The sequence below is a fragment of the Billgrantia saliphila genome (genome assembly GCF_002930105.1).
GTDB classification, from domain to species: Bacteria; Pseudomonadota; Gammaproteobacteria; order Pseudomonadales; family Halomonadaceae; genus Halomonas; species Halomonas saliphila.
This window is the reverse complement of the sequence record NZ_PJRN01000002.1, coordinates 28,335-40,513: the sequence shown is the minus strand read 5'-3', so window position 1 is coordinate 40,513 and position 12,179 is coordinate 28,335. Positions and strand designations below refer to the sequence as shown.

Genomic DNA, 12,179 nt, shown 5'->3' with positions numbered 1-12,179 from the left:
GCGACGGTCAATCGTCGTGCTGTGTCGATGCTTCAGGGGGGGCGGCCTCGAGCAGCCGGATACGCCGGTTATCGGCATTGAGCACGGTGAACCGCCAGCCGCCGAGTTCCGTATGTTCGCCGCGGCCGGGCAGGTGACCGAAGCGCTGCATCACGAGGCCGCCGACGGTATCGAACTCGTCGTCGGAGAAACGCGTGTCGAAGCGCTCGTTGAAATCCTCGATCGGCGTCAGGGCGCGGATGGCATAACGCCCTTCACCCAGATCGCGGATGTCGTCGTCCTCGTCGGTATCGTGCTCGTCCTCGATGTCACCGACGATCTGTTCAAGGATATCCTCGATGGTGACGATGCCCGCGGTGCCGCCATACTCGTCGACAACCACCGCCATATGATTGTGCGTATCGCGAAACTCCTTGAGCAAGCTGTTGAGACGCTTGGATTCGGGGACGAACATCGCCGGACGAAGTATGTCTTCGAGACGGAAGCGCTCGCGCTCCTCGGCGGGACAGTTGAGCAACTGCAGCAGATCCTTGACCAGTAACAGGCCCTTGACCTCGTCCAGATTCTCGCCGATCACGGGGTAGCGTGAGTGGCCGGTCTCATGGATCAGTGCCAGATACTCCTCGGGGGGCTGGTCGACGGCGATGGCGGCAACCTGGGAGCGAGGGATCAACACTTCGCGGACCTGCTGGTCGCTGATCTGCAGGGCGCCTTCGATAATCATCATGGCGTCCTGTTCCAGCTTGAGCCGCGTTCCCGCTTCGCGCAGGAACTCCATGAGCTCTTCCCTCGAGCTTGGGCCATCACTGTCACCCGAGAGGGCGCCGAGCAGCTTGTCGAGCCAGGACCTTCCGCCCTGGCCGGTCGTTCGGTCGTCACTCATGGATCGCGTCTCTCGTCCTTATCATTATATTGTTCGTCGGCACCGCCCACGAGCGGCGCGTAGGGATCGGCGATGGCGAAATCCATCAGGATCTCGCGTTCGAGCTGCTCCATGACCTCTGCCTCGGCTTCATCGAGGTGATCGTAGCCAAGCAAGTGCAAGGTGCCATGCACTACCAGATGAGCGTAGTGGTCCAGCAGGCGCTTTTCCTGCTCCCTGGCTTCGCGCTCGATGACAGGATGGCACAGCACCAAGTCGCCGAGTAGCGGCAGCTCAATGCCCGGCGGGCCATCGAAGGGGAAGGAGAGTACGTTGGTGGGCCGATCGCGGTCGCGATAGTCGCGATTGAGCGCCTGCCCCTCTTCGACATCGACGAAGCGAACGGTAACCTCATGGCGAGTCTCATCGGGAAAACGCGCCAGAACGGCGGCAACCCAGGCCACGAGTTCGGTCCGACTTGGCAGGTCGTCGGCGACGCAGGCCACCTGACGGTCGATCTCCGCAGCCGACGTCATGTCTCGCCGTTGCCCCGATTACGTTCCCGCTCCTGGCGCAGGGCTTCGCGCTCGCGCTCACGGGCCTCGCGGCGGGCACGCTCCTGTACCTCCTGCTCGGCCTCGAAGCTCTCGTACGCTTCGATGATGCGCTGTACCAGCGGGTGGCGTACCACGTCCTTGGCGGCGAAGTGGGTCACGCCGATGCCTGCGGTGCCCCGGAGCACTTCGAGCACCTGAATCAGACCGGAACTCTGGCCGCGGGGCAGGTCCACCTGGGTGACGTCGCCGGTGATCACTGCGGTGGAACCGAAACCGATACGGGTCAGGAACATCTTCATCTGCTCGCGCGTGGTGTTCTGACTTTCGTCGAGGATGATGAAGGCATTGTTCAGTGTGCGGCCGCGCATGTAGGCCAGCGGAGCGATCTCGATCACTTGGCGCTCGATCAACTTGCCGACCTGCTCGAAGCCGAGCATTTCGTAGAGAGCGTCATAGAGCGGGCGCAGGTAAGGGTCGATCTTCTGTGCCAGATCGCCGGGCAAAAAGCCGAGCTTTTCGCCGGCCTCTACGGCGGGACGCACCAGCAGGATGCGGCGTACCTCCTGCTGGTTGAGTGCCTCCACGGCGGCAGCCACGGCCAGGTAGGTCTTGCCGGTACCGGCTGGGCCGATGCCGAAGTTGATGTCATGCTGACGAATGCTGGTGACATAGTTCTGCTGGTTCTGGCCGCGCGGCTTGATCAACACCTTGGGGGTACGCAGCAGAACCTCGTCGTCGCCCGGCCCCTCCTCCTCGTCGACCGCCTCCCGGCCCGACTCCTGGAGGAAAAGATGCACGGTATCGGGCGATAAGTCGCTGGCCTCGGCCTCGCGATAGAGGTGCTCGAGCACGTTGGCCGCCGCCTTGACCCGGTTGCCGGGGCCGGCCAACTGAAAGACGTTGCCGCGGTTGCGCAGGGTGACGCCGAGCCGCGACTCGACCAGCTTGAGATGTTCGTCCCGCTGGCCGCAGAGGTTGGCGAGGCGCTGTGGATCATTGGGCTCGAGGCTCAATGTGATGATGCGATTGGCCTGTGAGGCGTGCTGACTCAAAGTGGCGAAATCCCTGCGTTGCGTGTATTGGCACTCAGCTTAATGCCCCGCCTCCTGGCAGGGCAATCCTTCGAACGCCGCGCTACGTCAGTTGGCGAAGCGGCCCCGTCGGTCGCCTGGCGTTTCTTGACCTCAGTGTAGCGCTGGTGAGGCCAGCTCGCCGCGTAGAGAGTTGGGCAGTGCCTCGGTGACGGTCACGTCGACGAAGTGGCCGATCAGTTCGGTGGGGTTGGCGGCGCGGAAGTTGACCACACGATTGTTCTCGGTACGCCCCGACAGCTGTCCCGGGTCCCTGGGGGCGAAGCCGGTGACCAGGATGCGCTGGGTAGAACCCACCATGCGTCGGCTGATCTGCATCGCGTGCTGATTGATGCGCTCTTGGAGGATCGCCAGGCGCTGCTTCTTGACGCTCTCGGGGGTGGTGTCTTCCAGCGAGGCGGCGGGCGTGCCGGGGCGCGCCGAGTAGACGAAGCTGAACGAGTGATCGAAACCGATGCGCTGGATCAGGTTCATGGTCGCCTCGAAATCTTCGTCGGTCTCGCCGGGGAAACCGATGATGAAATCCGAGGAGAAACTGATGTCGGGTCGCAATGCGCGGATACGTTCCATCTTCGCCACGTACTCGTCGGCGGTATGGCCACGCTTCATGGCTGCCAGTATCCGGTCGGAGCCGGACTGCACCGGCAGGTGCAGGTGGCTGACCAGCTCGGGGATCTCGCCGAAGGACTCGATCAGACTGTCGGAGAATTCCACCGGGTGAGAGGTAGTGAAGCGGATGCGGTCGATGCCCTCCACGGCCGCTACGCAGGCGATCAGCTCGGCCAGGTCGATTTCGTCGCCGAGCCGGTTCTCGCCACGATAGGCATTGACGTTCTGCCCCAGCAAATTGATTTCGCGCACGCCCTGGCCGGCCAGATGGATCACTTCGTCCATCACCGCCTCGAAAGGGCGCGAGACCTCTTCGCCACGGGTGTACGGCACCACGCAGAACGTGCAGTACTTGGAGCAGCCCTCCATCACTGAGACGAAAGCGGTGGCACCGTCCGAGCTCGGCTTGGGCAGGTGATCGAACTTCTCGATCTCGGGGAAAGTGACGTCGACCACCGAAATCTGGTCCTGGCGGCGGGCGTCGAGCATCGCCGGCACTCGGTGCAGGGTCTGGGGCCCGAAGACCATGTCCACGTAGGGGGCACGCTTGCGCAGCGCCTCGCCCTCCTGGCTGGCTACGCAGCCCCCCACGCCGATCACCAGGTCGGGGTTGGCTTGCTTGAGCTTCTTCCAGCGGCCGAGCTGGTGGAAGACCTTCTCTTGCGCCTTTTCACGAATCGAGCAGGTATTGAGCAGGATGACGTCGGCTTCGCCTTCGTCATCGGTCAATTCGAGCTGGTGCGATTCGCCGAGCAGATCCGCCATGCGGGCGGAATCGTACTCGTTCATCTGGCAGCCATGAGTCTTGATGAAGAGTTTCTTCGCCATAAGAATAGGGTCGGTCGGTTGTCCGACGCGTGCGTCACCGGTAAGTGGAGTGTCGCGGGAATGGGCTACGGAGCCGTTCTCGAAGATGACGGCATTATACGGAAGCGCATGCGGCGGGGCCAGTGGGGGCGTCGCGCCCCACATGGACTGTGATACGCTTGCCCCTGGCGTGCGCTCCGATTGGGGGCGGCGGGTGGCAATCGAACGTTGAGGATGTCAGGCCTTATGGCGGCCAAGCCAATCTACCGGGTGGTATTCCATCAGCAGGGCGAAGTCTGGGAGCTCTACGTCCGTGAGATCTTCCAAAGTGAACTCTGGGGCTTCATCGAGGTCGAGGAATTCGTCTTCGAGGACGGTTCGAAGCTGGTCGTCGATCCTTCGGCCGACAGATTGCGGCATACCTTCGATGGCGTTAAGCGCAGCTATTTGCCCCTCAATGCCATCGTTCGCATCGATGAGGTGGAGCGCGAAGGGCCGGCGCGCGCCGTGAAGAGCGAGGGGCGCGTGGCCGAGTTTCCGCGCGGCCCGATGCCTCCCCCGAAGAGCGAGCGCTGAGCGGGCGCCGATCGGCGCTTACGATCTGGTCAGGAAACGACCACCCCGACACGAGCCCGCACCGGGCCTCTCGCGGCGGCGCCTTTCCAGCAGTTTTCCCGGGGCTTATCCACAGGAACTGTGGATAGGCCGCTGAACGTCAACGGCAACACGGTGCGGCATGCGAGCGTGTCGCGCGTGGATCAACAGCCAGGACAACGGCATGACGATGCATCGGATCAAGATTGTCTTCGCGGGCGTGTCGCTGGGCCTCATGGCCCTGCCGCTACACGCCCAGCAGAGTGGTGACAACACTCACTGGGTCTCCGAACAGCTGACTACCTATGTGCGTAGCGGGCCGACCGACGGTTACCGCATCGTGGGCACACTGACCGCCGGCGAACCGGTGACGGTGCTCGAGGTGAGCGGTGACTACAGCCGGGTCGAGGATACCGAGGGCGACCGGGTATGGGTGCTCAGCGACGAGTTGCAGGAGGAGCCCAGTGCCCGCGAACAGCTGCCGCGGTTACAAAACCAGGTGGCCGAGCTGGAAGCGGAACTGGACGGAATCAACGAGACCTGGGAGGGGCGAGTCTCGGCCATGACCGAGACGCTTGAAGCGCGAGAACGGCGTATCGCCGAACTGGAAGAGCGCAATCATCAGCTCGACAGCGAGGCTGAACAGTCGCGACGTACCATCCGCCAGCTGCAGGCGCGCCTGGATACCCAGGAGGAGGACCTGTTGATGCGCTACTTCATGTACGGCGGCGGCGTGGCCGGCGCCGGCTTGCTGGTGGGCTTGATCATTCCTCATCTGCCGCGCCGGAAGCGCAAGCGCGACCGTTGGTTCTGACGGAGGCCTCATGGCGCAAGAATGGCTAGACCGCTGGCGGGAGGGGCGCATCGGATTTCACCGTCCCGAGGTGCATCCGGCACTGGTTCGCTACTGGCCGCAGCTCGGCGTGCGACCGGGAACCAAGGTGCTCGTGCCGCTGTGCGGCAAGAGCCTGGATATGCGCTGGCTGGCGCGCCACGACCATCCGGTGCTCGGCATCGAACTGGCCGAAGAGGCGATCGAGCAATTCGTTACCGAAGGGGTAGGCAGTGTCTCGCGCTACCGTCAGGAGCCGTTCGACGTTTGTCGCCAAGGCAACGTGGAGCTGTGGTGTGGCGACTTCTTCCACTTCCATATCGATCAGGCCGCCGAGATCGGCGCCTTCTACGATAGGGCGGCGCTGATCGCGCTACCGCCTGCGACACGCCAGCGCTATGCCTTCCACATGGCCCAGTTGACGCCTCCCGGTGCCAGGGGGCTGTTGATTGCACTGACCCGGGCGCCCGGTGACGAGGCGGCAGGGCCGCCTTTTCACGTGCCGGCCGAGGAAGTGCGTGAGCTGTTCGAGCCCAATTTTCAGCTCACCCATCTGGAGGATGGCGGGCCGGAGGCGGATAGCGGCTTTCGCGAGAGTGTCTGGGCCATGGTGCGCCGGGGACCTTCGGTCTGAGCCGCGCTTCGTGCTCGTCCCGCCTTTTTGCGGTACGTCCAGGCGCGGCGTCCGTCACGCCTCTCGTATGCTTCAGCGGGCCAGCAGTCGTCCCAGCTCCGGATCGCTGAAAGCACGGTCGAGAGCGTCGCTGATCAGATCGTTGAGCATGCGCGTGTTGGTGTCGCGATCGGGGCGTACCGCATAGCTCTGGGTGCGGCGTGAGGTGTAGGTGCCGGTGTAGGTAGTGCCCTGATTGACCACCTTGACCTCGAGTATCGCCTTGAGTCGGGCTTCGTCGATGACCGGGCGATTCTCTCCACGCTCATAGCCCAGGTGCAGCAGGGACACTGTCAGGCTCGGGTGGCCATTGGCGGGTTCGAGGGTGGGCGAGAAGCCCATGTCGCGTACGGCACGCTCGGCCTCGCGCTGAAGTTGCGGCACCAGCTCGTGAGCGCTGACGGTAATGACCGCGGTGGACATGGCACTGCCGCTGCGGGTGCCGATCACGTCATCCTCGCGCTCGTCGGCGGCCGCCACGGTAACGGCCTGGCCATTGCCGAATTGATCGACCGACGTGCTGCGCTGAGGGTTGAGCTGCAGGTAGTGAGGGCTGGCACAGCCGGCCAGCAGGATAGCGACCAGCAGGGCGGCGCCGGCGTACAGGACATGACGTCGATTCATTCTGTTTCCCCAAAGGCGTGATACGAGCTGTTGGTGGCATGCGAAGTGCGCCCGCTTGCGACCGAAGCCAGTATATCGGCTGCCAGCGGGTGGCGACAGCGTTGAGCCGTTGCCGGCGCGAGCGGTTACACTCGAACTCTCAGCCCGGGAGAGCCCCATGATACGAACCGCCAACCAGAGTGACATACCTCAGCTCGTCGATATCTGGCTGCGCGCCTCGATGCTGGCCCACGACTTCATTGCCGCCGATTTCTGGCAGGCGCGGGCGGCGGACATGGCCCAGCGCTACCTGCCGAACGCCGAGACGCATGTGCTCGAGGTCGCCGGTCGGGTGATCGGTTTCGCCTCGCTCAACGGCGATCATCTGGAGGCTCTGTTCATCGACCCCGAGGTGCAGAGTTTCGGCCATGGTACGCATCTGATGGCGCACGCCATGGGCGTGCGCAAGCGCATCACACTGTGCGTCTATTCCCGTAACGTGCGCGCCGTCTCTTTTTATCGCCGCCTGGGGTTCCAGGTCGTGGAGGAGCGCCGCGAACCGCTCAGCGGGGAGAGCGAGACGTTGATGGCGTGGTCGCGTCAGTCCCGCCGCGACAACTGAACCCCACCGTCGCCGCGCGGCCTTTCCCGACGTCTCGCGGAGTTTGGTACCATGGCGCCTTTCCCCGTGCGACTGCTGGACAGGCCCATGAGCGACGCGACCCGCGACTTCCTGATTGCCCCTTCGATTCTCTCCGCCGATTTCGCCCGCCTGGGCGAAGAAGTGGATAACGTGCTGGCCTCCGGCGCCGACATAGTCCATTTCGACGTCATGGACAACCATTACGTGCCCAATCTGACCATCGGACCGATGGTCTGCCAGGCACTGCGCAAGCACGGCGTCACCGCGCCCATCGACGCCCATCTGATGGTCAAGCCGGTGGATCGGCTGATCGATGACTTCATCGAGGCGGGAGCCACCTACATTACCTTTCATCCGGAAGCCTCCGAGCACATCGATCGCTCGCTGCAGCTGATTCGTGCCGGCGGGTGCAAGGCGGGGCTGGTATTCAACCCGGCCACGCCGCTCTCCTACCTCGACTACGTGATGGACAAGGTCGACATGATCCTGCTGATGAGCGTCAATCCCGGGTTCGGGGGACAGGCCTTCATTCCCGCGACGCTCGACAAGCTGCGCGAGGCCCGTCGTCGCATCGATGCCTCGGGCCATGACATTCGCCTCGAGATCGACGGTGGGGTGAAGGTCGAGAACATCGCCGAGATCGCCCGTGCCGGCGCCGACACCTTCGTCGCCGGATCGGCCGTGTTCAGCGCATCACGCGCTGACGATGCCCATCGTTACGACAGTGTGATGCGCGCTTTCCGCGAGCAGCTTGCCAGCGTGGAAGGCGAGAAACCGTGAGCGAGGCGGCTCCGCAATGGTATCTCTACATGATCGAGACGGCCCGCGGCGCCCTCTATACCGGCATCACCACGAATGTCGAGCGCCGCTTCGCCGAGCACCTCGCCGGTCGCGGTGCCAAGGCGCTGCGAGGGCGTGGGCCACTGACGCTGGTGCATCACGAACCGGTGGGCAGCCACGGCCAGGCACTGCGCCTGGAGGCAGAACTCAAGCGGCTCCCGGCGCCGCGCAAACGGGCCTGGTTGGCCCGGCGTGGCGCCGAGGCTCGCCAGGCAATCCTCAGTGGAGTTTCATGCGCGGGCGAATGAAACGGTTCAAGCCATCCGCCAGCAGGATGAGAGCGGTCTTGGCGGTGCCGTGTATGGCGCGCTGATGCATACGGTAGAGCGAAGCATAGAAGAACTTGGCGAGCTGACCCTCGACGAACAGGCTGCGCGCCGAGGCACCGCGCATCAGGCTGCCGATCGCTTCGAAGTGCGCCAGCGAGATGAGCGAGCCACGGTCGCGGTAGCGAAACGGCTTGAGTTCGCCCCCGTCGAGACGTGCGCGCAGGTTGCGATAGAGTCGCTGGGCCTGTTGATGAGCGGCCTGGGCGCGCGGCGGAACTGGGTTGCCGTCCGGCTGGGGGCAGCTGGCGCAGTCGCCGAAGGCGAAAATGTGCGGATCGTCGACGCTCTGCAGGTTGGGCTCGACCCGAATGCGCTGGTTGCGGTCGAGGGTCAGCCCCAGTTTGGCGAGCACGTCGGGCGCCTTGATACCGGCGGCCCAGACGTTGAGGTCCGTGTCGATGCGCCGCTCGTCGGCCGTCATGATGCCTTCCCGGTCGACGCATACCACTCGGGTACCGGTGTGCACCTGCACGCCCAGCCGTTCCAGTTCCTTGCGTACGGCGGTACGGATACGCTCGGGCAGGGCCGGCAGCACGTCCGGAGCCGCCTCGATCAGATGCACTTCGAGCTGGCCGCTGTCCATGTCGGTGAAGCCGTAGCTGTGCAACATGCGCGAGGCATCGTAGAGCTCGGCCGCGAGCTCCACGCCGGTAGCGCCGGCCCCCACGATGCCCACGGTAAGCCGGGGATGGCTGCGCCGTTCGGCGTCGCTGTAGCGCAGAAAGGTATTGAGCATGTCGCGGCGGAAGGCCTCCGCCTGGGCGGGGCTGTCGAGAAAATGGCAATGCTCGGCGACCCCGGGAGTGCCGAAGTCGTTACTGACGCTGCCCAGCGAGAGCACCAGCAGGTCGTAATCGATGCTGCGGGCCGGTAGCACTTCATCGCCATGTTCGTCGATGACCGGGGCGAGGCGCAGCTGACGGCCTTCCCGGTCCAGCGCTTCGAGCGTACCGCGTTGAAAGCGGTAGCCGTTGTCCCGGGCATGGCCCTGGTAGGAAATTTCATCGAGCCCTGAATCCAGCGCACCGGTGGCCACTTCGTGGAGCAGCGGTTTCCATATATGCGTCGGGTTGCGATCGATCAGGGTCACCTCGGCTCGACCGCGACGCCCTAGTCGGCGCCCCAGGCGCGTGACCAGTTCCAAACCGCCGGCGCCGCCGCCGACCACCACGATCCGCTGTCTGTCCATGCCCACTCCTCGAGAAGAATATGCGGCCCCCAGCATAAGCGGTGCGGCGTTTCCTGCCTACGGGCTTTGCGGCACAATAAAGCCTCGATGAACGCGAGGTGATCCCGATGCACCCAATGCTGGCCGACATTCGCCTGATCTGTTTCGACCTGGACGGCACCCTGGTCGACTCCGTACCCGATCTCTCGGCGGCGGTGGACGCCGTGCTGGCCGACTTCGAGCTGCCACCCGCGGGCGAGACCAAGGTGAGAGACTGGGTGGGCAGCGGTTCGCGCAAGCTGATCGAGCAGGCGCTGGCCGATGCCCTGGGAGCACCCCCGTCGACGGAGCGGCTGGAGCGTGGCCACGAGCGGTTCCTGCGGCATTACGGTCGCGATCCCGCCGCCCGCACCCGGCTCTATCCCGGCGTGCGCGAGGCGCTCGACGCCCTGCGTGAAGATGGCCGGATCCTGGCCGTGGTCACCAACAAGCCGTTTGCCCTGATTCAGCCGATCCTGTCAGCGTTCGGTCTCGATGGCCATTTCGCGCTGTGCCTGGGTGGCGACAGCTTGCCGCAGAAAAAGCCCGATCCGGCACCGCTATGGCACGTGGCCGAGCGTTTCGGGCAGCCGGTCACCGCTTGCCTGATGGTTGGCGACTCGCGTCATGACGTCGAGGCAGGACGCGCCGCAGGCTTTCGCACCCTGGCGGTTCCCTACGGTTACAACCATGGTGAGCCGGTGCGCAATAGCCGGCCCGATGGCATGGTTGAATCGCTGGTGGAACTCGTTTAGGGTGATTTTCACTTCCTATCGACGATTCGGAATTCATTCCGATTGCCTATCTTCGCGGGACACGCTTCGATGGACAGCCGCATAACGCTGGATGATTTTCCCCCTGCCCGAGGCAGTCGCTTCCCGACTGTCGTCCGCTCGCCGATGCCGTTTGCCGGGGCCGCCGGCTGGCGATGGTGACGCCCGCCTTCACTCCGTCATAGCGATTGCACCAATCCCGTCACCGTCGACTCTTCAAGGAATCGGGCATGATGACTCCCGAACGTTTCCATGAGCTGGCCCGCGCTGGCTACAACCGTATCCCGGTCACCCGTGAGGTGCTGGCTGACCTCGACACGCCGCTGTCCACTTATCTGAAGCTGGCCGATGAACCCTGGAGCTTCCTGCTCGAGTCGGTACAGGGTGGCGAGAAGTGGGGGCGCTATTCGATCATCGGGCTGCCCAGCCACGAGCGGATCGAGGTACGCGGTCACCGCGTAAGCCACTTCCGCCACGGCGAGTGCGTAGCACGCGACGAGGTCGAGGACCCACTCGCCTGGATCGAGCGCTTCCAGGCGGATTTTCGCGTGCCGCGCTTGGACGATCAGCCGCGCTTCGACGGTGGTCTGGTCGGTTATTTCGGTTACGACACCATCCGCTACATCGAACCGTGCCTGCGCGGCCCGCACGTCACGGCGAAGCCCGACCCCTTGGGCGTGCCCGATGTCCTGTTGATGGTCTGCAATGAACTGGTCGTATTCGACAATCTCTCGGGGCGTCTGACGCTGTGGACGCATGCCGATCCCGCTTTGCCGAATGCCTACGATGCGGCCGCCGATCGGCTGGCGGGGCTGGAGAAGCGGCTGCGCAGTGCCAGCGCGCCGGCCGGTAGTCCCGGTACCGGCCGCAGCGCGGTGGAGGAGGGACACTTCACCTCGGGCTTTACTGAGACGGGCTTCAAGGCGGCGGTGGAAACGATAAAGCAGTACGTACTGGCCGGCGACGTGATGCAGTGCGTGCCTTCGCAGCGCATGTCGATCCCCTATCAGGCCTCGCCGCTCGACTTGTACCGGGCGCTACGCAGCCTCAACCCTTCGCCGTACATGTTCTTCTTCAACCTCGGCGATCATCATGTGGTGGGCTCGTCGCCGGAGATTCTCGCCCGGCTCGAGGAGGGAGAAGTCACGGTGCGGCCAATTGCCGGCACGCGGATGCGCGGCAAGACAGAAGAGGAGGACATGGCGCTGGAGGCCGATCTGCTGGCCGACCCCAAGGAGGTGGCCGAACACCTGATGCTGATCGACCTGGGGCGCAACGACGTGGGGCGAATCAGCGAGACCGGCTCGGTGCGAGTCACCGACCAGATGGCCGTGGAGCGCTATTCCCATGTGATGCACATCGTGTCCAACGTTACCGGGAAACTGAAGCCGGGGCTTTCCGCCATGGACGTGCTGCGGGCGACATTCCCGGCGGGTACGCTGTCGGGGGCGCCCAAGATTCGGGCAATGGAGATCATCGACGAACTGGAGCCGGTCAAGCGTGGCATTTACTCCGGCGCGGTGGGCTATCTCTCCTGGCACGGCAACATGGATACGGCCATTGCCATTCGCACTGCGGTAATCAAGGATGGCGAGCTGCATGTCCAGGCCGGAGCGGGAGTGGTCGCCGACTCCGTCCCCGAACTCGAGTGGCAGGAAACGCTCAACAAGGGGCGCGCCATCTTCCGTGCCGTGGCCATGGCCGAAAAGGGGCTCGACAACCTCTAGTACCGCCTCGGCTTGCTCCTCCCTTTCGCCCC

The 12,179-nt window shown here is 64.2% G+C and carries 14 protein-coding genes; 8 read left to right on the top strand and 6 right to left on the bottom strand.

Going from position 1 to position 12,179, the window contains the following annotated elements; translation table 11 throughout:
- Positions 1–7 precede the first annotated feature (7 nt).
- The 4 genes from CYJ07_RS02320 to miaB form a co-directional block, all read right to left on the bottom strand.
- A complete protein-coding gene (locus CYJ07_RS02320; RefSeq protein WP_104202067.1) occupies positions 8–883 on the bottom strand; it encodes an HlyC/CorC family transporter in 876 nt (291 codons plus the stop codon).
- The gene (gene ybeY, locus CYJ07_RS02315) at positions 880–1,398 is read right to left on the bottom strand and encodes an rRNA maturation RNase YbeY (protein WP_104202066.1); all 519 of its coding nucleotides are present in this window, start codon (positions 1,396–1,398) and stop codon (positions 880–882) included. The genes CYJ07_RS02320 and ybeY overlap by 4 nt, the downstream gene beginning before the upstream one ends.
- Positions 1,395–2,471, bottom strand: coding sequence for a PhoH family protein (locus CYJ07_RS02310; protein WP_104202065.1), 1,077 nt, complete (start codon positions 2,469–2,471; stop codon positions 1,395–1,397). The genes ybeY and CYJ07_RS02310 overlap by 4 nt, the downstream gene beginning before the upstream one ends.
- Positions 2,472–2,603: 132 nt before the next feature.
- The gene (gene miaB / locus CYJ07_RS02305) at positions 2,604–3,947 is read right to left on the bottom strand and encodes a tRNA (N6-isopentenyl adenosine(37)-C2)-methylthiotransferase MiaB (protein WP_104202064.1); all 1,344 of its coding nucleotides are present in this window, start codon (positions 3,945–3,947) and stop codon (positions 2,604–2,606) included.
- 225 nt (positions 3,948–4,172) lie between these two features.
- Between miaB and CYJ07_RS02300 the strand changes: the two genes are divergently transcribed.
- From CYJ07_RS02300 to CYJ07_RS02290, 3 genes are all read left to right on the top strand, one after another.
- The gene (locus tag CYJ07_RS02300) at positions 4,173–4,502 is read left to right on the top strand and encodes a DUF1820 family protein (protein WP_104202063.1); all 330 of its coding nucleotides are present in this window, start codon (positions 4,173–4,175) and stop codon (positions 4,500–4,502) included.
- A gap of 202 nt (positions 4,503–4,704) precedes the next feature.
- On the top strand, positions 4,705–5,334 hold the full coding sequence (locus tag CYJ07_RS02295; protein ID WP_104202062.1) for a TIGR04211 family SH3 domain-containing protein: 630 nt from the start codon (positions 4,705–4,707) through the stop codon (positions 5,332–5,334).
- A 10-nt stretch (positions 5,335–5,344) separates the two neighbouring features.
- On the top strand, positions 5,345–5,986 hold the full coding sequence (locus CYJ07_RS02290) for a thiopurine S-methyltransferase (RefSeq protein ID WP_104202061.1): 642 nt from the start codon (positions 5,345–5,347) through the stop codon (positions 5,984–5,986).
- 72 nt (positions 5,987–6,058) lie between these two features.
- Here the strand turns inward: CYJ07_RS02290 and CYJ07_RS02285 are convergent, their stop codons facing one another.
- Positions 6,059–6,649, bottom strand: a complete 591-nt coding sequence (locus CYJ07_RS02285; RefSeq protein ID WP_104202060.1) for a YajG family lipoprotein — start codon at positions 6,647–6,649, stop codon at positions 6,059–6,061.
- Between the two features lie 157 nt (positions 6,650–6,806).
- Here CYJ07_RS02285 and CYJ07_RS02280 point away from each other — a divergent pair, with 157 nt between their 5' ends.
- The 3 genes from CYJ07_RS02280 (at position 6,807) to CYJ07_RS02270 (ending at position 8,359) form a co-directional block, all read left to right on the top strand.
- Entirely contained in the window at positions 6,807–7,250 is a 444-nt protein-coding gene (locus CYJ07_RS02280) for a GNAT family N-acetyltransferase (RefSeq protein ID WP_104202059.1), read from the top strand.
- Between the two features lie 87 nt (positions 7,251–7,337).
- Positions 7,338–8,051, top strand: coding sequence for a ribulose-phosphate 3-epimerase (gene rpe, locus CYJ07_RS02275; protein ID WP_104202331.1), 714 nt, complete (start codon positions 7,338–7,340; stop codon positions 8,049–8,051).
- A complete protein-coding gene (locus tag CYJ07_RS02270; RefSeq protein WP_269320531.1) occupies positions 8,048–8,359 on the top strand; it encodes a GIY-YIG nuclease family protein in 312 nt (103 codons plus the stop codon). Before rpe ends, CYJ07_RS02270 begins: the two co-directional genes overlap by 4 nt.
- Here CYJ07_RS02270 and CYJ07_RS02265 read toward each other — a convergent pair.
- Entirely contained in the window at positions 8,331–9,629 is a 1,299-nt protein-coding gene (locus CYJ07_RS02265; RefSeq protein ID WP_104202058.1) for an NAD(P)/FAD-dependent oxidoreductase, read from the bottom strand. The two genes, CYJ07_RS02270 and CYJ07_RS02265, sit on opposite strands and share 29 nt — an antisense overlap.
- Positions 9,630–9,736: 107 nt before the next feature.
- Here CYJ07_RS02265 and CYJ07_RS02260 point away from each other — a divergent pair, with 107 nt between their 5' ends.
- The gene (locus tag CYJ07_RS02260; protein ID WP_104202057.1) at positions 9,737–10,402 is read left to right on the top strand and encodes a phosphoglycolate phosphatase; all 666 of its coding nucleotides are present in this window, start codon (positions 9,737–9,739) and stop codon (positions 10,400–10,402) included.
- 251 nt (positions 10,403–10,653) lie between these two features.
- On the top strand, positions 10,654–12,147 hold the full coding sequence (gene trpE, locus CYJ07_RS02255; RefSeq protein ID WP_104202329.1) for an anthranilate synthase component I: 1,494 nt from the start codon (positions 10,654–10,656) through the stop codon (positions 12,145–12,147).
- Positions 12,148–12,179: the final 32 nt, after the last annotated feature.